This window comes from Nocardioides sp. (assembly GCF_041393715.1).
In the GTDB taxonomy this organism is placed as follows: Bacteria; Actinomycetota; Actinomycetes; order Propionibacteriales; family Nocardioidaceae; genus Nocardioides.
Genome location: NZ_JAWKJQ010000005.1, coordinates 101,399 through 121,194 on the forward strand (window position 1 = coordinate 101,399; position 19,796 = coordinate 121,194).

At 71.2% G+C, this 19,796-nt stretch carries 21 protein-coding genes; all 21 read left to right on the forward strand.

The window, feature by feature from the left end:
• The first annotated feature begins 5 nt into the window (after window positions 1–5).
• On the forward strand, window positions 6–1,415 hold the full coding sequence (lysA, locus tag R2740_RS09400; protein WP_371302424.1) for a diaminopimelate decarboxylase: 1,410 nt from the start codon (window positions 6–8) through the stop codon (window positions 1,413–1,415).
• Window positions 1,408–2,724: a homoserine dehydrogenase gene (locus R2740_RS09405; RefSeq protein WP_371302425.1), complete on the forward strand. Its 1,317-nt coding sequence runs from the start codon at window positions 1,408–1,410 to the stop codon at window positions 2,722–2,724. The genes lysA and R2740_RS09405 overlap by 8 nt, the downstream gene beginning before the upstream one ends.
• Complete coding sequence (thrC, locus tag R2740_RS09410) at window positions 2,721–3,800, forward strand: threonine synthase (protein WP_371302426.1); 1,080 nt, start codon at window positions 2,721–2,723, stop codon at window positions 3,798–3,800. Before R2740_RS09405 ends, thrC begins: the two co-directional genes overlap by 4 nt.
• Before the next feature lie 9 nt (window positions 3,801–3,809).
• Window positions 3,810–4,709 (forward strand): homoserine kinase, encoded by a 900-nt coding sequence (gene thrB / locus R2740_RS09415; RefSeq protein ID WP_371302427.1) that lies wholly within the window; start codon window positions 3,810–3,812, stop codon window positions 4,707–4,709.
• A 320-nt stretch (window positions 4,710–5,029) separates the two neighbouring features.
• Window positions 5,030–6,784, forward strand: coding sequence for a transcription termination factor Rho (rho, locus tag R2740_RS09420; protein ID WP_371302428.1), 1,755 nt, complete (start codon window positions 5,030–5,032; stop codon window positions 6,782–6,784).
• A gap of 153 nt (window positions 6,785–6,937) precedes the next feature.
• Complete coding sequence (rpmE, locus tag R2740_RS09425) at window positions 6,938–7,189, forward strand: 50S ribosomal protein L31 (RefSeq protein WP_371302429.1); 252 nt, start codon at window positions 6,938–6,940, stop codon at window positions 7,187–7,189.
• Between the two features lie 159 nt (window positions 7,190–7,348).
• Window positions 7,349–8,422 (forward strand): peptide chain release factor 1, encoded by a 1,074-nt coding sequence (gene prfA, locus R2740_RS09430; RefSeq protein ID WP_371302430.1) that lies wholly within the window; start codon window positions 7,349–7,351, stop codon window positions 8,420–8,422.
• On the forward strand, window positions 8,419–9,276 hold the full coding sequence (prmC, locus tag R2740_RS09435; RefSeq protein ID WP_371302431.1) for a peptide chain release factor N(5)-glutamine methyltransferase: 858 nt from the start codon (window positions 8,419–8,421) through the stop codon (window positions 9,274–9,276). The genes prfA and prmC overlap by 4 nt, the downstream gene beginning before the upstream one ends.
• Before the next feature lie 49 nt (window positions 9,277–9,325).
• A complete protein-coding gene (locus R2740_RS09440; protein WP_371302432.1) occupies window positions 9,326–10,099 on the forward strand; it encodes an L-threonylcarbamoyladenylate synthase in 774 nt (257 codons plus the stop codon).
• The gene (locus tag R2740_RS09445; protein WP_371302433.1) at window positions 10,100–11,236 is read left to right on the forward strand and encodes a glycosyltransferase family 4 protein; all 1,137 of its coding nucleotides are present in this window, start codon (window positions 10,100–10,102) and stop codon (window positions 11,234–11,236) included.
• A 257-nt stretch (window positions 11,237–11,493) separates the two neighbouring features.
• The gene (locus R2740_RS09450) at window positions 11,494–11,955 is read left to right on the forward strand and encodes a hypothetical protein (protein ID WP_371302434.1); all 462 of its coding nucleotides are present in this window, start codon (window positions 11,494–11,496) and stop codon (window positions 11,953–11,955) included.
• A gap of 99 nt (window positions 11,956–12,054) precedes the next feature.
• Window positions 12,055–12,228 (forward strand): AtpZ/AtpI family protein, encoded by a 174-nt coding sequence (locus R2740_RS09455; RefSeq protein WP_371302435.1) that lies wholly within the window; start codon window positions 12,055–12,057, stop codon window positions 12,226–12,228.
• Between the two features lie 19 nt (window positions 12,229–12,247).
• Window positions 12,248–13,078 (forward strand): F0F1 ATP synthase subunit A, encoded by an 831-nt coding sequence (atpB, locus tag R2740_RS09460; RefSeq protein ID WP_371302436.1) that lies wholly within the window; start codon window positions 12,248–12,250, stop codon window positions 13,076–13,078.
• A 101-nt stretch (window positions 13,079–13,179) separates the two neighbouring features.
• Window positions 13,180–13,368, forward strand: coding sequence for an ATP synthase F0 subunit C (gene atpE / locus R2740_RS09465; protein ID WP_371302437.1), 189 nt, complete (start codon window positions 13,180–13,182; stop codon window positions 13,366–13,368).
• Between the two features lie 24 nt (window positions 13,369–13,392).
• On the forward strand, window positions 13,393–13,941 hold the full coding sequence (locus tag R2740_RS09470; protein ID WP_371302438.1) for a F0F1 ATP synthase subunit B: 549 nt from the start codon (window positions 13,393–13,395) through the stop codon (window positions 13,939–13,941).
• Window positions 13,938–14,747, forward strand: coding sequence for a F0F1 ATP synthase subunit delta (locus tag R2740_RS09475; RefSeq protein WP_371302439.1), 810 nt, complete (start codon window positions 13,938–13,940; stop codon window positions 14,745–14,747). The genes R2740_RS09470 and R2740_RS09475 overlap by 4 nt, the downstream gene beginning before the upstream one ends.
• A gap of 70 nt (window positions 14,748–14,817) precedes the next feature.
• Entirely contained in the window at window positions 14,818–16,458 is a 1,641-nt protein-coding gene (gene atpA, locus R2740_RS09480; RefSeq protein ID WP_371302440.1) for a F0F1 ATP synthase subunit alpha, read from the forward strand.
• A 36-nt stretch (window positions 16,459–16,494) separates the two neighbouring features.
• Window positions 16,495–17,439: a F0F1 ATP synthase subunit gamma gene (locus tag R2740_RS09485; protein ID WP_371302441.1), complete on the forward strand. Its 945-nt coding sequence runs from the start codon at window positions 16,495–16,497 to the stop codon at window positions 17,437–17,439.
• A 9-nt stretch (window positions 17,440–17,448) separates the two neighbouring features.
• Complete coding sequence (gene atpD / locus R2740_RS09490; RefSeq protein ID WP_371302442.1) at window positions 17,449–18,906, forward strand: F0F1 ATP synthase subunit beta; 1,458 nt, start codon at window positions 17,449–17,451, stop codon at window positions 18,904–18,906.
• Window positions 18,906–19,298 carry a F0F1 ATP synthase subunit epsilon gene (locus R2740_RS09495; RefSeq protein WP_371302443.1) on the forward strand — a complete coding sequence of 131 codons (393 nt, stop codon included), beginning with the start codon at window positions 18,906–18,908 and terminating at the stop codon, window positions 19,296–19,298. The genes atpD and R2740_RS09495 overlap by 1 nt, the downstream gene beginning before the upstream one ends.
• A 26-nt stretch (window positions 19,299–19,324) precedes the next feature.
• Window positions 19,325–19,789, forward strand: a complete 465-nt coding sequence (locus tag R2740_RS09500) for a DUF2550 domain-containing protein (RefSeq protein WP_371302444.1) — start codon at window positions 19,325–19,327, stop codon at window positions 19,787–19,789.
• Window positions 19,790–19,796: the final 7 nt, after the last annotated feature.

The window sequence follows — 19,796 nt, forward strand, 5'->3', positions numbered from 1 at the left end:
GGGCGATGCGCGCGCACGAGGCCGGGTGGGCCCATGCCGAGGGCGCCTTCAAGGGTCCCGGCTGGCTCCGGGAGCCGGCCGACCCCAACCGGCTGGTGCCGCACCTGTGGTCGACGACCGCGCACCGCGGCGAGGACGGCGCCCTGAGCGTCGGCGGGATGGCGCTGGCCGACCTGGTCGCCGACCACAACACCCCGGCGTACGTCCTCGACGAGGCCGACTTCCGCGCCCGCGCCCGGGCCTTCCGCGATGCCTTCGCGGGCTATGAGGTGTTCTACGCCGGCAAGGCGTTCCTGTGCACCGAGGTGGCGCGCTGGGTCGCCGAGGAGGGCCTGAGCCTCGACGTGTGCTCCGAGGGCGAGCTCACCGTCGCGCTGCGCGCGGGCTTCGACCCGGCGCGGATCGGCTACCACGGCAACAACAAGACGACCATGGAGCTGCGGCACGCGGTGGCGGTGGGCGTCGGCCGGATCATCCTCGACTCGTTCTCCGAGATCGACCGGCTGGTCGAGGTCACCGCCGACACCGGGCTCACGGCGCGGGTGATGGTGCGGGTCACCGCCGGCGTGGAGGCGCACACCCACGAGTACATCGCGACCGCCCACGAGGACCAGAAGTTCGGCTTCTCGATCACCTCCGGCGACGCGCTCGAGGCGGTCCGCAGGGTGCTCGCCGCCGACGGCCTGGAGCTGCTCGGCCTGCACTCCCACATCGGCAGCCAGATCTTCGACACCTCCGGGTTCGAGGTCGCCGCGCGGCGGGTCCTGGCGCTGCAGGCGCGGGTGTCCGACGAGCTGGGCGTGACGCTGCCCGAGATGGACCTCGGCGGCGGCTTCGGGATCGCCTACACCACCCAGGACGACCCGTCGGACCCCGCTCAGCTCGCGACCGAGATGAGCAAGATCGTCGAGCACGAGTGCCGGGCGCTCGACATCCCGGAGCCACAGCTGTCGATCGAGCCGGGCCGGGCCATCGTCGGGCCGGCCATGTGCACCGTCTACACCGTCGGCACCGTCAAGGACGTGGAGCTCGACGGCGGCCAGCGGCGCACCTACGTCAGCGTCGACGGCGGGATGAGCGACAACATCCGCACCGCGCTCTACGACGCCGACTACTCCTGCACGCTGGCCTCGCGGGCCTCCGACGCGCCGCCGACGCTGGCCCGGGTCGTGGGCAAGCACTGCGAGGCCGGCGACATCGTGGTCAAGGACGAGTTCGTGCCCGGCGACGTCGCGCCGGGTGATCTACTGGCGGTGCCGGGGACCGGCGCCTACTGCCGGTCGATGGCCTCGAACTACAACCACGCCCTGCGGCCCCCGGTGGTCGCGGTGCGGGACGGCGTCGCGCGCGTCGTCGTACGACGAGAGACTTATGACGACCTGTTGGCGACCGATGTGGGTGTGAGTGATGAGTGAGCGACCCGTCCGGGTGGCCGTCCTGGGCTGCGGCTCGGTCGGCTCCCAGGTGGTGCGGCTGCTGGACGAGCACGGGGCCGACCTCGCCGCGCGCATCGGCGCGCCGGTCGAGCTGGTCGGCGTGGCGGTGCGGCGCATCGACGCGCCGCGCGAGGTCGAGGTGCCCGCCGGGCTGCTCACCACCGACGCCCACGCGCTGGTCACCCGCGACGACGTCGACGTCGTCGTCGAGGTGATCGGCGGCATCGAGCCCGCCCGGTCCCTGATCCTCGCGGCGCTCGAGCACGGCGCCTCCGTGGTGACGGCCAACAAGGCGCTGATCGCCGAGGACGGCCCGACCCTGTTCGAGGCGGCCGCCAAGGCCGCCGGGGGAGAGGGCCGCGACCTCTACTTCGAGGCGGCGGTCGCCGGTGCCATCCCGATCCTCCGGCCGCTGCGCGAGTCACTGGCCGGCGACCGGGTCACCCGGGTGCTCGGCATCGTCAACGGCACCACCAACTTCATCCTCGACAAGATGGACACCGCCGGCAGCGGGTTCACCGAGGCGCTCGAGGAGGCCCAGGAGCTGGGCTATGCCGAGGCCGACCCGACCGCCGATGTCGAGGGCTTCGACGCCGCCGCCAAGGCGGCGATCCTGGCGTCGCTGGCCTTCCACTCGCGGGTGACCGCCGCCGACGTCCACCGTGAGGGCATCACCGAGGTGACCGCCGCCGACATGCGCTCGGCCCGTGAGACCGGTCGGGTGGTCAAGCTGCTGGCGATCGCGGAGCTGCGCGAGGGCCCCGACGGCGGGGCGGTCGCGGTGCGCGTGCACCCGGCGATGATCCCGAGGAGCCACCCGCTCGCCTCGGTGCGCGAGGCCTTCAACGCGGTCTTCGTCGAGTCCGAGGCCGCGGGTCAGCTGATGTTCTACGGCCCCGGGGCAGGGGGTGCGCCGACGGCGTCGGCGGTGCTCGGCGACCTGGTCACCGTGGCCCGGCACCGGCTGTCCGACACCCGGGGCGCCGGCGAGTCGGCGTACGCCGCCCGCGAGGTGCTGCCGATGGGCGAGACCCGCACCCGCTACCACGTGGCGCTCGACGTCGACGACCGGGCAGGCGTGTTGGCCGCGGTCGCCGCGGCCTTCGCCGACCATGACGTGTCGATCCAGACCGTCCGGCAGGAGGGCCGGGGCGCCGACGCGCAGCTCGTCGTCGTCTCCCACCAGGCCACCGACGCCCAGCTGAGCGCGACCGTCGAGGCGCTGCGTGGCATGGACATCGTCCACGAGGTGTCATCGGTGATGCGGGTCGAGGGGGAGGGCGAGTGAGCGTCTGGCCGACCCACCAGTGGCGGGGCGTGATCGAGGAGTACCGCCCGCTGTTCGACCTGCTCCCCGAGGACATGCCGGCGATCACCCTCGGCGAGGGCGGCACCCCACTGGTGCACTCCGAGTGGCTGTCCGGGCTCACCGGCGGCGAGGTCTGGCTCAAGGTCGAGGGCAGCAACCCGACCGGCTCCTTCAAGGACCGCGGCATGACCGCCGCCATGTCCGTCGCGAAGCACGACGGCGCCGAGGCGGTCGTCTGCGCCTCCACGGGCAACACCTCGGCGTCGATGGCGGCCTATGCCGCGAAGGCCGGGCTGAAGCCGCTGGTGCTGATCCCCGAGGGCAAGATCGCGGCCGGCAAGATGGCTCAGGCCATCGTCCACGGGGCGCAGATCATCATGGTCCGCGGCAACTTCGACCACTGCCTCCAGATGGCCCGGTCGCTCTCCTGGGACTACCCCGTGGCGCTGGTCAACTCCGTCAACCCGGTGCGGCTGCAGGGTCAGAAGACCGCGGCGTTCGAGATCGTCGACTACCTCGGCGACGCGCCCGACTACCACCTGCTGCCCGTCGGCAACGCCGGCAACATCTCGGCGTACTGGCTGGGCTACGAGCAGTACTTCAACCTCGGCCTCGCGACCAAGAAGCCCGTGATGCGCGGCTTCCAGGCCGAGGGTGCGGCGCCGCTGGTGACCGGCGAGCCGTTCCCCGACCCCGAGACCAAGGCGACCGCGATCCGGATCGGCAACCCCGCCTCGTGGAAGCTCGCCGAGGCGGCCGCCCAGGAGTCGGGCGGGCGCTTCGCCGCCGTCTCCGACGGACAGATCCTCGACGCGCAGGCGGCCCTGGCCCGCCACGACGGGGTGTTCGTGGAGCCCGCGTCGGCGGCCGGCGTGGCCGGCCTGCTGGCCGAGCAGGGCCAGCACCGGGACTACGCCGGCAAGACCGTCGTGCTCACGGTGACCGGGCACGGCCTCAAGGACACCGCCACGGCGCTGGAGGCCGCCGGCGACCTCGTCGACGTGGTCGTCGACGCCGACGTGACCCAGGCGGCGGAGGCCGCCGGCCTGGCCTGAGGCCCTACGGTGACCTTCGTCGACGAGACGGTGCGGGTGTCGGTCCCTGCCACCTCGGCCAACCTCGGGCCGGGGTTCGACTGCCTGGGTCTGGCGCTCTCGCTGCGCGACGAGCTCAGCGCGCGCGTGGTCGACGGGCCGAGCTCGATCACGGTCACCGGTGAGGGCGCCGACGAGGTGCCGCTCGACGACTCACACCTGGTGGTCAGGGCCATGCACACGGCGTTCGAGGCGATGGGGTTGGAGCCGCCCAGGGTCGAGCTGGCCTGCCGCAACGCGATCCCCCACGCCCGGGGGCTGGGCTCCTCGTCGGCGGCGATCGTGGGTGGCCTGGCCCTGGCGCGCGGACTGGTCGCCGGGGGCGGTCTGCTCCTCGACGACGAGGCGGTCTTCCGGCTGGCCGCCGACCTCGAGGGGCATCCCGACAACGTGGCACCGGCCTTCTACGGCGGCTTCGTGATCTCCGGGCGCGAGGGTGAGGAGTGGTTCGCCGTCCGCTCCGGCGTGGACCCGCGGGTCTCCACGGTGGTGTTCGTGCCGGACACGCCGCTGGCGACCTCCGTGGCCCGGCGACTGCTGCCGGCCTCGGTGTCGCACGACGACGCCGCGGCCAACGCCGGCCGCACCGCGCTGCTGGTGGCCGCGCTGGCCGGCCAGCCCGAGCACCTGCTGGCGGCGACCCGTGACTTCGTGCACCAGCACTACCGCGAACCCGCGATGCCGCACACGCTCGGGCTGGTGCGGTCGCTGCGCGACGACGGGATCCCGGCGGTGGTGTCGGGAGCCGGGCCGACGGTGCTGGCGTTCTGCGACGGCTCGCGGGGCGAGCAGGCACTGCGCGACCGGGCGCCCGACGGGTGGGGCGCCTGGCACCTCGCCGTCGAGCGCGACGGGGTCCGGGTGGGCTGAGCAACCGGCGGGCGGTCCGGGAATAGTCCGGGACCGTCGGGCGCTGTGTCTTCCGGGTGCCGGCCGAGGTCGGATGACCCCGAGGTGACAACCTCGTGGTCGATGTCACGCCGGGCCCGCGTCGGTGTTACGCTGGCGCCGCGCCATTCGGCGTACCACTCGGGGCGATCACGGCCCCGAGACACACCCCTCCTCGACGACGCTGCTCGGCAGCGTCCGGCTCGCTGTCCGACGTTCGTCGACGCGGGCCGGGGGAGAGACACCAACCAAGAGGCCGCCGGCTGTGGCCGGGCGGCTCTGATACGTGGGAAGGACCTCACGTGACGGACACCACCGAATCCACGACGCCTGCGCCCGACGCCGACACCGGCTCGAAGAAGCGCGGCGGTGGACTCAGCACCATGCTGATCGCCGACCTGAAGTCGATGGCGTCGGGCATGGGCATCGCGGGAGCTGGCTCCATGAAGAAGGCCCAGCTCGTCGACGCGATCAAGGCCGCCCAACGTGGCAAGGGCCAGACTGACCAGGGCCAGGGCGACCAGGCCCGCGACGACAAGGCCCGGGAGGACAAGGCCCGGGACGACAAGGCCCGGGACGCCAAGACCCGGCGCGACGGCCAGGACGGCCGTTCGCAGGACCGCCAGCAGCGCGACCAGCGCGCGGCGCAGGACCAGCGCCCCCAGGGTCAGGGTCACCAGGACACCGGTCATGACAAGGGCAGCCAGCGGCCCGACCAGGGCAAGGCCGACAAGGCCGACCCGAAGCAGGACCAGAAGCAGGACCAGAAGTCCGACCCGAAGCAGGACCAGGGGCAGGACGACCGCGGCGAGCACCGCGACGACGAGGGCGGCAGCCGCCGCAACCGACGGCGGCGCGGCCGCAACCGCGACCGCGAGCGCGGTGGCCGCACCGAGCCCGACACCCAGATCTACGACGACGACGTGCTGGTGCCCGCAGCGGGCATCCTCGACGTCCTGGACAACTACGCGTTCGTCCGGACCAGCGGCTACCTCGCGGGCGTCGACGACGTCTACCTGTCGCTGTCGATGGTCCGCAAGTACGGCCTGCGCCCCGGCGACGCCATCGTCGGGCAGGTGCGCCAGCCCCGGGAGGGCGAGCGCAAGGAGAAGTTCAACCCGATGGTGCGCATCGACAGCGTCAACGGGGCCGACCCGGAGACCGCGAAGCACCGCGTCGAGTTCGGCAAGCTCACGCCGCTGTACCCCAGCGAGCGGCTGCGCCTCGAGACCGAGCCGACCAACATGATCGGGCGGGTCATCGACATCGCCGCGCCGATCGGCAAGGGCCAGCGCGGCCTGATCGTCTCCCCGGCCAAGGCCGGCAAGACGATGATCATGCAGTCGATCGCCAACTCGATCACCACCAACAACCCCGAGTGCCACCTGATGGTGGTCCTCGTCGACGAGCGTCCGGAGGAGGTCACCGACTTCGAGCGCTCGGTCAAGGGCGAGGTGATCTCCTCGACCTTCGACCGGCCGCCGTCGGACCACACCGCGCTCGCCGAGCTGGCCATCGAGCGCGCCAAGCGCCTGGTCGAGCTCGGCCACGACGTCGTCGTCCTCCTCGACGGCATCACCCGGCTGGGGCGCGCCTACAACCTGGCGGCTCCCGCCTCCGGCCGGATCCTGTCGGGCGGCGTCGACTCCGCGGCGCTCTACCCGCCGAAGAAGTTCTTCGGGGCGGCGCGCAACATCGAGAACGGCGGCTCGCTCACCATCCTCGCCACCGCCCTCGTGGAGAGCGGCTCGAAGATGGACGAGGTGATCTTCGAGGAGTTCAAGGGCACCGGCAACATGGAGATCCGGCTGCGCCGCGACTTCGCCGACAAGCGGCTCTTCCCCGCGATCGACGCGATCCAGTCCGGCACCCGCCGGGAGGAGCTCCTGATGAGCAAGGAGGAGCTGGCCATCGTCTGGAAGCTGCGCCGGGTGCTCTCCGCGCTCGACGGCCAGCAGGCCCTGGAGCTGCTGCTCGAGAAGCTCAAGAAGTCGACCACCAACATCGAGTTCCTGATGACGGTGCAGAAGACCACGCCCGCGCCCGACGAGGAGTGAGCCCGCTCGGTCGGTCGGGGCCGGCGTCGCTGCGGGAATGCAGCGATTGGCGTCGGCGTTCGACTGGCTGGCACAATCGTGCGTTGGCTCCGGTTCACGCCTGCTCAGTCGAGAGCGGCGACCCGGACCCCCAGGAAGGACACTGAGGACACCATGAAGAAGGACATCCACCCGGAGTACGTCGTCACCGAGGTCACCTGCACCTGCGGCAACACGTTCACCACCCGCAGCACGGCCACCAGCGGTAGCATCCACGCCGACGTGTGCTCGAACTGCCACCCGTTCTACACCGGCAAGCAGAAGATCCTCGACACCGGCGGCCGCGTCGCCCGCTTCGAGGCCCGCTACGCCAAGACGGCTGCGAAGAAGGCCGAGGCCGCCACGGCCTCCGACGACTCCAAGTAGCGCTCCCGACCGCCGGTCTCCCGCCTCGTGCGGGTGGCCGGCGGTCCGCATTTCATTGCCCGCGATCCAGGCCCCGAGGCTCGCGATTGTGCGAAAACTGCAGCCGGCTGTCGCGAGATCCCGACGTTTGTGCCAAAACGACATCAATCAGGAGCCCCCGTGTTCGAAGCCGTCGAGACCCTGGTGGCCGAGCACGCGGCGCTGGAGACCAGGCTGGCGCAGCCGGAGACCCATGCCGACCAGCGGCTGGCGCGCCAGCTCAACCAGCGCTACGCCGAGCTGACCGCGGTCGTCACGGCGTACCACCAGTGGCAGCAGCTCGGCGACGACGCCGAGGCCGCCCGCGAGCTCGGGGCCGAGGACCCCGCCTTCGCGGCCGAGGCCGAGGCGCTGGAGGCCCGCCGGGAGGAGGCCGCCGACCGGCTGCGCACGCTGCTGGTGCCTCGCGACCCGTCCGACAGCAAGGATGCGATCCTCGAGGTCAAGTCGGGGGAGGGCGGCGAGGAGTCCGCGCTGTTCGCCGGCGACCTGCTCCGGATGTACACCCGCTACGCCGAGCGGCGCGGCTGGCGCACCGAGATCCTCGACGCCACCGAGTCGGACCTCGGCGGCTACAAGTCGGTCACCGTCGCGGTCAAGGCCAAGGGGACCCCGGAGCCGGGCGAGGCGCCCTTCGCGCTCCTCAAGTTCGAGGGCGGCGTGCACCGTGTCCAGCGGGTGCCGGTGACGGAGTCGCAGGGGCGCATCCACACCAGCGCCGCCGGCGTCCTGGTGATGCCCGAGGCCGAGCCGGTCGACGTCTCGATCGACGAGGCCGACCTGCGCGTCGACGTCTTCCGTTCCTCGGGGCCGGGTGGGCAGAGCGTCAACACCACCGACTCGGCGGTCCGGATCACCCACCTGCCCACCGGCATCGTCGTGTCCTGCCAGAACGAGAAGAGCCAGCTGCAGAACCGCGAGCAGGCCCTGCGGATCCTGAGGTCCCGGCTGCTGGCCGCCGCCCAGGAGGCGGCCGACGCAGAGGCGAGCGAGGCACGGCGCAGCCAGGTCCGCACCGTCGACCGGTCCGAGCGGATCCGCACCTACAACTTCCCGGAGAACCGCATCTCCGACCACCGCACCGGCTACAAGGCCCACCATCTCGACCAGGTGCTCGACGGCGACCTCCAGCCGGTGCTGGACTCGTGTGTCGAGGCCGACCTGGCGGCGCGGCTGGAGGCGCTCGAGTCATGACGGTGCCGGTGCGGAGCCTGCGCCGCGAGGCGGCGGCCCGGCTGCGAGCCGCCGGAGTCGGGTCGCCGGAGTACGACGCCGACGAGCTGCTGTCCCACGTTCTCGGGCTGCCTCGCACCCGGCTCCCCCTGGTCGACGACGTCACCGACGCGCAGGCCGAGGCGTTCGTCGGGCTGCTCGATCGGCGGGCCGCCCGCGAGCCACTGCAGCACCTGACGGGCATCGCCGCCTTCCGGCACGTCGAGCTGGTCGTGGGGCCCGGGGTGTTCGTGCCCCGTCCCGAGACCGAGCTGCTCGCCGGCTGGGCCGTCGACCGCGCCCGTGAGCTGGTCGCGCAGGGCCGGACGCCGGTGGTCGTCGACCTGTGCACCGGCTCGGGAGCGGTGGCCAGGGCGGTCGCCGACGAGGTGCCCGAGGCGCGGGTGTACGCCGTCGAGCTGGACCCGGCCGCGCACGCCTGGGCGGAGCGCAACCTCGCCGGCACCGGCGTCGACCTGCGCCTGGGTGACATGGCCGACGCCTTCCCCGACCTCGAGGGCGAGGTCGACGTGGTCACCTGCAACCCGCCGTACATCCCGCTCGAGGCCTGGGAGTCCGTCGCGCCGGAGGCCCGCGACCACGACCCCGAGCTGGCGCTCTTCTCCGGCCCCGACGGTCTGGACGCCTTCCGGGTGCTCGAGCGACGGGCGGCTGCGCTGTTGCGGGTGGGCGCGGTCCTCGGCGCGGAGCACGCCGACGTGCAGGGTGAGTCCGCCCCGGCCGTCTTCGCGGCCGCCGGCCGCTGGCGCGAGGTGGTCGACCACGCCGACCTGGCCGGTCGCGCGCGCTTCGTGACGGCCAGGCTGGCACGATGACCTCCATGGCGTCTGTTCCTGGTCCCCTCACCTCGTGGCGGGGTCGCCGATGAGCGTGCTGTTCAGCGTCGACAGCCCCCAGGAGCGCGAGGCCGCCCTGCAGGCCGCGGTGCGGGCGATCAGCCGGGGTCGTCTGGTGGTGATGCCGACCGACACCGTCTACGGCCTCGCGGCCGACGCGTTCGAGCCCGAGGCGGTCGAGCGGCTGCTGGCGGCGAAGGGGCGGGGCAGGGAGATGCCACCGCCGGTGCTGATCAGCGCCGTGACCACGGTCGACGCCCTGGCCGTCGGGCTGCCGGAGTACGCCCGGGCGCTGATCGACGAGTTCTGGCCCGGCCCGCTGACCATCGTGGCCCGGCAGCAGCCGTCCCTGCAGTGGGACCTGGGGGACACCCGCGGCACCGTCGCCATCCGGATGCCCGACCACGAGCTGGCTCGCGAGATCCTGGAGCGCACCGGACCGCTCGCCGTCAGCTCGGCCAACACGACCGGACGGCCACCCGCCACCACCGCCGTGGAGGCCGACGAGATGCTGGGGGAGGACGTCCAGCTCATCATCGACGGCGGCCCGACGCCCGGAGTCGTGCCCTCCACCATCGTCGCGGTGACCGGCACCCGGCCCAAGGTGCTGCGCGAGGGGGCGCTCAGCGCGGCCCGCCTCGACGAGGTGCTGACCCCGCTGGGCTGGTCGGTCGGAGAGCCGGCCGCCGACCCCGACGCCGCCGACCCCGACGCCGTCGACGACTCGGGCGAGACCGACGCGGCGTCCGACGAGGGCGCCACGCCCGACGAGGACCAGGTGTCCGACGGGGACGGCGACTGAGTGCGCGAGTACGCCCTGGTCTTCCTGGTCGCCGTCGCGGTGACCTATCTGCTCACCGTGGTGGCCCGGGAGATCGCGGTGCGCACCGGCGCGGTCGCGGCGGTCCGGGACCGGGACGTCCACGACGAGCCGATCCCCTACCTCGGCGGCCTCGCGATGCTCGGCGGTCTGGTGGCGGCCTACCTGGTGGCCCGCGAGCTGCCCTTCCTCTCGCTGAGCGACACCTTCGTGTTCCGTGACGCGGGCGTCGTGCTGATCGCGGGGGCGATCACCTGCGCGGTCGGCGTCCTCGACGACATCTTCGACCTCGATGCCCTCACGAAGTTCGGCGGCCAGCTGCTCGCGGCCGGCTTCCTGGTCTACAAGAACATCCAGTTCACCTACTTCATCAAGCCCGACGGCGGCCAGTTCTCGTTGGAGTACACCCAGGCGGCGCTCCTCACCGTCTTCGTGGTGGTCGCGACCATGAACGCCGTCAACTTCGTCGACGGGCTCGACGGGCTGGCCGCGGGCGTGGTGGCGATGGGCGCGCTGGCGTTCTTCGCGTTCTGCTACCAGCTGGCCAACCTCAACAAGGTCTCGCTGGCGACGACCGGCGCGCTGCTGAGCGCGATGCTGGCCGGCGCCTGCGTGGGGTTCCTGCCCCACAACGTGCATCCCGCGCGGCTGTTCATGGGCGACAGCGGCTCCATGCTGCTCGGCCTCTTCCTGGCCGCGAGCGCGATCACGCTCACCGGTCAGTACCCCCCGTCGTCGCTGCAGAACGGCGCGTTCGGCTCCGACGCCAGCCTGGTCCCGATGCTGCTGCCGCTCGCGCTGCCGATCTCCTGGCTGATGCTGCCGCTGGCCGACCTCGTGCTGGCGGTGTTCCGGCGGACCCGCGCCGGGCGGTCGCCGTTCGCGCCCGACAAGCAGCACCTGCACCACCGGATGCTCGAGATCGGCCACTCGCACCGCCGTGCGGTGCTCATCTTGTGGCTCTGGGCGGCGCTGATCGCGTTCGGGACGGTGGCGATCAGCCTCTACACCGGCCCGATGATGTGGATCCTGCTGGCCTCGGCCCTGCTCCTCACGGTCGTGGCGACCTTCGTCCTCCCCGTCGTACGCCGGCCGGAGCTGTCGGCGTCCGCGAGCTGACCGATCCTTCGCGGGAGGGGAGTGGGCCGGCCGCCCCCGCGAGCGGGCCGCAGGGCGGCGACCGGGCCATGACGGAGGCGACCGGGCCATGACGGAGGCGACCGGGGCATGACAGGGAGGCCGAGGTCTGGAAGCCTGGGGTCCGGAGGCCCGATTCGGGGCCCTCCGGGACTTTGTGATAGTTTTCACGAGCGCCCGGACATGGCACCTCAGGACCCCCGGAACCGCCACCCCACCTCCAGAAGATCAGGCCGCCGATGATGACGACCGAGACGCTGCACCGCACCCGCGACACGGGTGCCCGGGTGCTCCTCGGTGCGGCGGCGGCGGCCACGGTCGTCACCCTCGGAGCGGCGCTGCTGGCGCTGTTCGTCGCCGGCTCGGCTGCCGCTGGTGGCGCGTTGGTGGGGGCGCTGTTGGTGCTCCTCGTCTTCGGGATGGGGGCGTTCGCCGTCAACGCCGTGGCCTCGATGATGCCGGCCGCCTCGCTGCTGGTGGCGCTGCTCACCTACACGCTGCAGGTGGTGCTGATGGGGCTGCTGTTCTGGACCCTGAGCACCTCCGGCGCCCTCGGCGAACAGGTCGACGAGCGCTGGCTGGCCGGCACCGTGATCGCCGGGACGATGGTGTGGCTGACGGTCCAGATCCGCCAGGCGACCCGGGCCCGGATCCCCGCCTTCGACCTGCCGTCCGGAGACCCCACCGGGGGTGAGTCATGACCGGCACCGGCTGCTATTGTCCGGGGCGCGATGACCTCGCCCCCACCCCCTCCCGACTCCCGTCCTCGAACCGATCCCTGGCACGCCTTCGGCTATCTCGTGGCCGGAGTGGCGTTCTACGGCCTGATCGGGTTTGGATTGGACCAGTGGCTCGGGACCTCGTGGCTGGTTGCGGTCGGCGTGGTGCTGGGCGCGGTGCTCGGTCTCTACATGACCTGGAAGCGGGTCGAGCCGGAGGACGAGCACCCCGCGGGAACGGACAGACGACAGTGACGACGACACAGGAGATGCAGTGACCGGGATCATCCACGTGATCGGTGCGCTGGCCTCGGCGGGCGACGAGGAGGGTGTCACCGAGGGCGGCTACACCGCCCCCGGACCGGCCGAGTTCGACCTGCCGCCGCTGTTCCACATCGGCAGCTTCGAGTTCACCAAGCCGATGGCCCAGCTCTTCCTGGCGGCGATCCTGGTCTTCTGGTTCTTCTGGGCCGCGTCGCGCAACCGGGCGATGGTGCCGGGCCGGCTGCAGTTCGCCGGCGAGTCGGCCTATGGCATGGTCCGCAACTCGATGGCCCGCGACATCATCGGCAGCCACGACTTCATGCGGTTCGTGCCCTACCTCGTGGCCCTGTTCTTCTTCCTCCTGGTCAACAACCTCTTCGGGTCGATCCCCGGCATCCAGTTCCCGACGTTCTCCCGCGCGTCGATGGCCTACGCCCTGGCCGGCCTGAGCTGGGTCATCTACAACTACGTCGGCATCGCGAAGCACGGCTTCCTCGGCTACCTCAAGCTGCAGACGGTGCCCAGCGGCGTCACCCCGTTCATGTACCCGCTGCTGGTGCCGCTGGAGTTCTTCTCCAACATCCTGGTCCGCCCGGTCACGCTGGCGCTGCGTCTGTTCGCCAACATGCTCGCCGGCCACCTGCTCGCGATCCTGTTCGCCACCGGCGGCCTCTACCTCCTCCAGCACACCGCGGCCCTCACCAAGCCCGTCGGGGCGGTGGCCTGGCTGCTGTTCATCGCCATCGCCTTCCTGGAGCTGCTGGTGCAGTTCCTGCAGGCCTACGTCTTCACCCTGCTCAACGCCATGTACATCTCCGGTGCTCTCGCAGACGAGCACTGAGACCCCGCTCCACCCGTCCACCGCACGCCCACCAACTCACAGCACCACAACAAACCGAAAGGAACCTGCCGTGCTCGCAATGGCCCAACGGCTCCGCCAACATGATCGGCTACGGCCTCGCGGCCATCGGCCCCGGCATCGGCATCGGCCTGATCTTCGCGGCCTACATCTCCGGCGTCGCCCGTCAGCCCGAGGCCCAGAGCCGCCTGCAGTCGATCGCCATCCTCGGCTTCGCGCTCGCCGAGGCGCTCGCCATCATCGGTATCGCGCTCGCATTCGTCCTCAAGTAACCCGCATCGACGAAGGACCTGCTCATGCAGAGTGTGATCATCAAAGCCAGTGGTGAGGAACCCAACCCGCTCGCTTTCGTGTGGGTCGAGTTCCTGCTCGCGCTGGTCGTGTTCGGGATCCTCTACTTCGCCGTGCGCAAGTGGGTCGTCCCCAACTTCGAGAAGACCTTCGCCGACCGCACCGCGGCGATCGAGGGTGGCCTCGAGGCGGCCGAGACCAAGCAGGCCGAGGCCGACGCCAAGCTCGCCCAGCTGGAGGCCCAGCTCGCCGACGCCCGTCACGAGGCGGCGCGCATCCGCGAGGAGGCGCGTGAGCAGGGTGCCCAGATCGTCGCCGAGATGCGCGACCAGGCGCAGGCCGAGGCCTCCCGCATCGTGGAGCACGGCAAGGCCCAGATCGAGGCGGAGCGGCAGCAGGCCGTGACCTCGCTCCGTGCCGAGGTCGGTGCGCTGGCGACCGGGCTGGCCGGCCGCATCGTCGGTGAGAGCCTCGACGACGAGGCTCGGCAGAGCCGGGTCGTCGAGCGGTTCCTCGCCGAGATCGAGAACGACCAGAGCGGGGTCGGCGGATGACGTTCCGGGGTGCTTCCGCCGAGGCGCTGCGCAACCTGTCCGGCGAGCTCGACGCCGCCCTGGCGGGCGACGCCGACGCCGCCGCGGTGGGCGGCGGGCTGTTCTCGGTCGCCCAGGTGCTGCGCTCCGAGCCGGCGCTGCGCCGGGTCGCCACCGACGTCTCCGTCGCCACCGCTGCCAAGCAGGGCCTGGTCACGGAGATCTTCGGGGACAAGGTCGACGCGGCCGCCCTCGGCGTCGTGGCGGCGGCGGTCGGGCACCGGTGGACCGCCACCCGTGACCTCGCCGACGTCCTGGAGCACCTCGGTGTCGTCGCGGTGGTCCGGTCGGCCGACGCCGACTCGGCCCGCCTGTCCGACGAGCTGTTCGAGTTCGGCCGGGTGGTCGCCGACAACCCGCCGCTGCGCGACGCGCTGTCCGACCCGGCCCGCTCCACCGCCGACAAGGCCGGGCTGCTGCACGGCCTGCTCGACGGCAAGGCGCTGCCGGCCACGGTGACCCTGGCCGAGCAGGCGCTGGCCGGGAGCTACCGCACCGTCGGTGTCGCCCTCCAGGCGTTCCAGCAGGTCGCCGCCGACGTCCACGAGCAGAAGGTCGCCACCGTCCGGGTGGCGCGAGCGCTGAGCGAGAGCGAGCAGAGCCGGCTCGCCGACGCGCTGTCGCAGCGCTACGACCGCGACGTGCACCTCAACGTCGTCGTCGACCCGGGTGTCATCGGCGGCATCCGCGTCGAGATCGGCGACGACGTGATCGACGGCACCGTCGTGAGCCGACTCGACGAGGCCCGACGCAAGCTGGCCGGCTGACCGACGTACCCCACGGCCACCGGCCGCCACCAACCAGAACTTCAGCAGACACACAGTGAGGAACGACGAAATGACGGAGCTTTCGATCCGTCCGGAGGAGATCCGGGACGCGCTGCAGCGCTTCGTGGCTGACTACCAGCCCGAGACCGCGAGCCGCGAGGAGGTCGGCACGGTCGCCGAGGCCGCCGACGGCATCGCGCGGGTGTCCGGCCTGCCTTCGGTGATGGCCAACGAGCTGCTGGAGTTCGAGGACGGCACGCTGGGCATCGCCCTCAACCTCGACACCCGCGAGATCGGTGTCGTGGTCCTGGGTGACTTCGAGAAGATCGAGGAGGGCCAGGCGGTCAAGCGCACCGGCGAGATCCTCTCGGTGCCGGTCGGCGACGGCTACATGGGCCGGGTCGTCGACCCGCTCGGTCAGCCGATCGACGGCCTCGGCGAGATCGAGAGCAGCGAGCGGCGCGCGCTGGAGCTCCAGGCGCCGACGGTGGTGCAGCGCAAGTCGGTGCACGAGCCGCTCGCCACGGGCATCAAGGCGATCGACGCGATGACCCCGATCGGTCGCGGCCAGCGCCAGCTGATCATCGGCGACCGCGCGACCGGCAAGACCACGATCGCGATCGACACGATCATCAACCAGAAGCAGAACTGGGACTCGGGCGACCCGACCAAGCAGGTCCGCTGCATCTACGTCGCCATCGGTCAGAAGGGCTCCACGATCGCCTCGGTGCGCGGCGCTCTCGAGGAGGCCGGCGCGCTCGAGTACACCACCATCGTGGCGGCCCCCGCCTCCGACTCGGCCGGCTTCAAGTACCTCGCCCCCTACACCGGCTCGGCCATCGGCCAGCACTGGATGTACGACGGCAAGCACGTGCTGATCGTCTTCGACGACCTGACCAAGCAGGCCGAGGCCTACCGCGCCGTGTCGCTGCTGCTGCGCCGCCCGCCGGGCCGCGAGGCCTACCCCGGTGACGTGTTCTACCTGCACAGCCGGCTGCTCGAGCGCTGCGCGAAGCTCTCCGACGACATGGGCGCCGGCTCGATGACCGGGCTGCCGATCATCGAGACCAAGGCCAACGACGTGTCGGCGTTCATCCCGACCAACGTCATCTCGATCACCGACGGCCAGATCTTCCTGCAGTCCGACCTGTTCGCCGCCAACCAGCGGCCGGCGATCGATGTCGGCATCTCGGTCTCGCGGGTGGGTGGTGCCGCGATGACCAAGGCGATGAAGAACGTCACCGGCTCGCTCAAGGTCGACCTGGCCCAGTACCGCGCGATGGAGGCCTTCGCGATGTTCGCCTCCGACCTCGACGCGGCCTCGCGGCGCCAGCTCGACCGTGGCCAGCGGCTGATGGCGCTGCTCAAGCAGCCGCAGTACTCCCCCTACCCCGTCGACGAGATGACCATCTCGCTGTGGACCGGCACCTCCGGGCGGCTCGACATCGTCCCCACCGACGACGTGCTCCGCTTCGAGCAGGAGTTCCTCGACTTCCTGCGCCGCTCCCACGCCGGCATCCTCGACGGCATCCGCGAGACGCTGCAGTTCGGCGACGAGGCCGAGGCGGAGGCAGCCGCGGCCTACGACGAGTTCCTCCGGCAGTTCGAGACCTCCGACGGCCAGCCGATCAAGGCGGGCAAGGAGGAGCACGAGGCTCTTCCCGAGGAGGACATCGAGCAGGAGCAGATCGTCAAGCAGAAGCGGGGCTGACCGTGATCGAGACCAGCCGAGGGGAGGTGAGCACGGATGGCCGTCTCGCTGCGTGAGTACCGCGCGCGGATCAAGTCGACGGAGTCGATGAAGAAGATCACGCGCGCCATGGAGCTCATCGCTGCGTCGCGCATCATCAAGGCGCAGCAGCGGGCCCAGGCGGCGACGCCCTACGCCCGTGAGCTCACCCGTGCGGTGTCCGCCGTGGCGACGTTCTCCAACGTCGAGCACGCCCTGACGACCGAGCCCGACAACCCGACCCGCGCGGCGATCCTGCTGGTGACCAGCGACCGGGGTCTGGCGGGCGCCTACTCCTCCAACGTCATCAAGGAGGCCGAGCGGCTCACCGAGACGCTGCGCTCGGAGGGCAAGGACGTCGACATCTACATCTCGGGCCGCAAGGGCGAGGCCTACTTCAAGTTCCGCCAGCGCCCGGTGGTGCAGGCCTGGACGGGCTTCTCCGACCAGCCGACCTACGACGTCGCCAGCGACATCGGCGCGACCCTGATCTCGGCGTTCCTCAACAAGGACGCCGACGGTCGCCCGCTGGACGCCAGCGAGGAGCTGCCACCCGGCGTCGACGAGGTGCACGTGGTCTACACGCGCTTCGTGTCGATGCTGTCGCAGGAGCCGGTCGCGCGCCGGATGCTGCCCCTGGAGGTCGTCGAGGGCGAGGAGCCCCCGGCCGAGGCCGACCTGCTGCCGCTCTACGAGTTCGAGCCCTCCCCGGCCGACGTGCTCGACTCGCTGCTGCCGCGCTACGTCCAGAGCCGGATCTTCTACTCCCTCCTGCAGGCCGCCGCCTCCGAGCTGGCCGCTCGCCAGAAGGCGATGAAGTCCGCGACCGACAACGCCGACGAGCTCATCAAGAAGTACACCCGCATCGCCAACCAGGCCCGCCAGGCCGGCATCACCCAGGAAATCAGCGAGATCGTCGGCGGCGTCAACGCCCTGGCCGACGCCCAAGCCGGGAACGAGTGAGGAAGACCCATGACTGCAGTTGTTGAAGAGACCGTCGGCACCGACAGCGGTGGCGGCGTCGGCCGCATCGCCCGGGTGATCGGCCCCGTCGTCGACATCGAGTTCCCCGTCGACGCGATGCCGGAGATCTACAACGCGCTGACCTGTGAGTTCGAGCTGTCCGGCGAGACCCACCGGATCACGCTCGAGGTCGCCCAGCACATCGGTGACGGCATGGTCCGGGCGATCTCGATGAAGCCCACCGACGGCCTGGTGCGGGGCGCGCAGGTCACCGACACCGGCGACTCCATCACGGTGCCGGTCGGCGACGTGACGCTGGGCCACGTGTTCAACGTGACCGGCGACTGCCTCAACCTCGAGGAGGGCGAGAAGCTCGAGATCAACGAGCGCTGGGGCATCCACCGCAAGGCGCCGGCGTTCGACCAGCTCGAGTCGAAGACGCAGATGTTCGAGACCGGCATCAAGGTCATCGACCTGCTCACCCCCTACGTCCAGGGCGGCAAGATCGGCCTGTTCGGCGGCGCCGGTGTCGGCAAGACCGTGCTGATCCAGGAGATGATCGCCCGCGTCGCCAAGGACCACGGCGGTGTGTCGGTGTTCGCCGGCGTGGGTGAGCGCACCCGTGAGGGCAACGACCTGATCGCCGAGATGGAGGAGGCCGGCGTCATCGGGCAGACCGCCCTGGTGTTCGGTCAGATGGACGAGCCGCCGGGCACCCGGCTGCGGGTGGCGCTCTCCGCCCTCACGATGGCCGAGTACTTCCGCGACGTGCAGAAGCAGGACGTGCTGCTGTTCATCGACAACATCTTCCGGTTCACCCAGGCCGGCTCCGAGGTCTCCACGCTGCTGGGCCGGATGCCGTCCGCGGTGGGCTACCAGCCCAACCTGGCCGACGAGATGGGCCAGCTGCAGGAGCGGATCACCTCGACGCGCGGTCACTCGATCACCTCGATGCAGGCGATCTACGTGCCCGCCGACGACTACACCGACCCGGCGCCGGCGACCACCTTCGCCCACCTCGACGCGACCACCGAGCTCTCGCGTGAGATCGCCTCGCTCGGCATCTACCCCGCGGTGGACCCGCTGACCTCGACCTCGCGGATCCTCGACCCGCAGTACATCGGGGCCGACCACTACAACGCGGCGATCCGGGTCAAGCAGATCCTGCAGCGCAACAAGGAGCTCCAGGACATCATCGCGATCCTGGGCGTGGACGAGCTGTCCGAGGAGGACAAGATCATCGTCCACCGGGCCCGCCGGATCCAGCGGTTCCTGTCCCAGAACACCTACGTCGCCAAGCAGTTCACCGGCATCGAGGGTTCCACCGTCCCGGTGGCGGACACCATCGAGGCGTTCAACAAGATCGCCGACGGCGAGTACGACCACGTGGCCGAGCAGGCGTTCTTCATGTGCGGCGGTCTCGAGGACGTCGAGGCCAAGTGGACCGAGATCCAGAAGGACCTCTGATGGCCGACGTACTCCACGTCGAGGTCGTGTCCGCCGACCGAACGGTCTGGTCGGGGGACGCGACCCGGGTGATCGCGCGCACCAGCGAGGGTGACGTCGGCATCCTGCCGGGGCACGCCCCGCTGCTGTCGCTGCTCGTCGACGGGGTCGTGGACGTGCTGACCGCCGAGGGCGAGACCTGGGTGGCCGCGGTCAGCACCGGCTTCATCTCCGTGGCCCACAACCGGGTCTCGATCCTGTCCGAGTACGCCGAGGCGTCGCACGACATCGACCTGGAGAAGGCTCGCCAGGACCTCGAGCGTGCCCAGGCGGCGGGCGAGAGCCAGGACGAGGCCGCCGAGGCCGTTCGCCTGGCCGAGGCCAAGATCCGCGCGGCCGAGCGGGTCCGCTGACGACGATCCCCCGAGGGGAGGGGTAGATGCCCGCGTGGCAGCTGCTGCTCGACGTGGTCGGGCTGGCCCTGCTGTGCGTGTTGCTCTACGCCCTCGCGCTCGTCGTACGTCGTCGTGCCCTGGCCCGCCACGGCGGCACCTTCGAGCTCAGCTATCGCGCCCGGTCCGCCAAGGCCGGGCGCGGTTGGCTTCTCGGCATGGGTCGCTACTCCGGTGAGCGGCTCGAGTGGTTCCGGATCTTCTCGGTGGCCCCGCGGCCGAAGCGGGTCTGGGACCGCCGCGACCTGGAGCTCGCCGGGCGCCGCGAGCCGGAGGGCGGTGAGGAGCTGTCCCTCTACGCCGACCACGTCGTCGTCTCGCTGGACACCCCCAGCGGCCCGCTGGAGCTGGCGATGAGCCCCGACTCGCTGATGGGCTTCCAGTCCTGGCTCGAGGCGATGCCCCCCGGCACTCGGGGCGTGCGCCCGGGCGACGCCCCCGGTCTGTTCTGAGGCGACC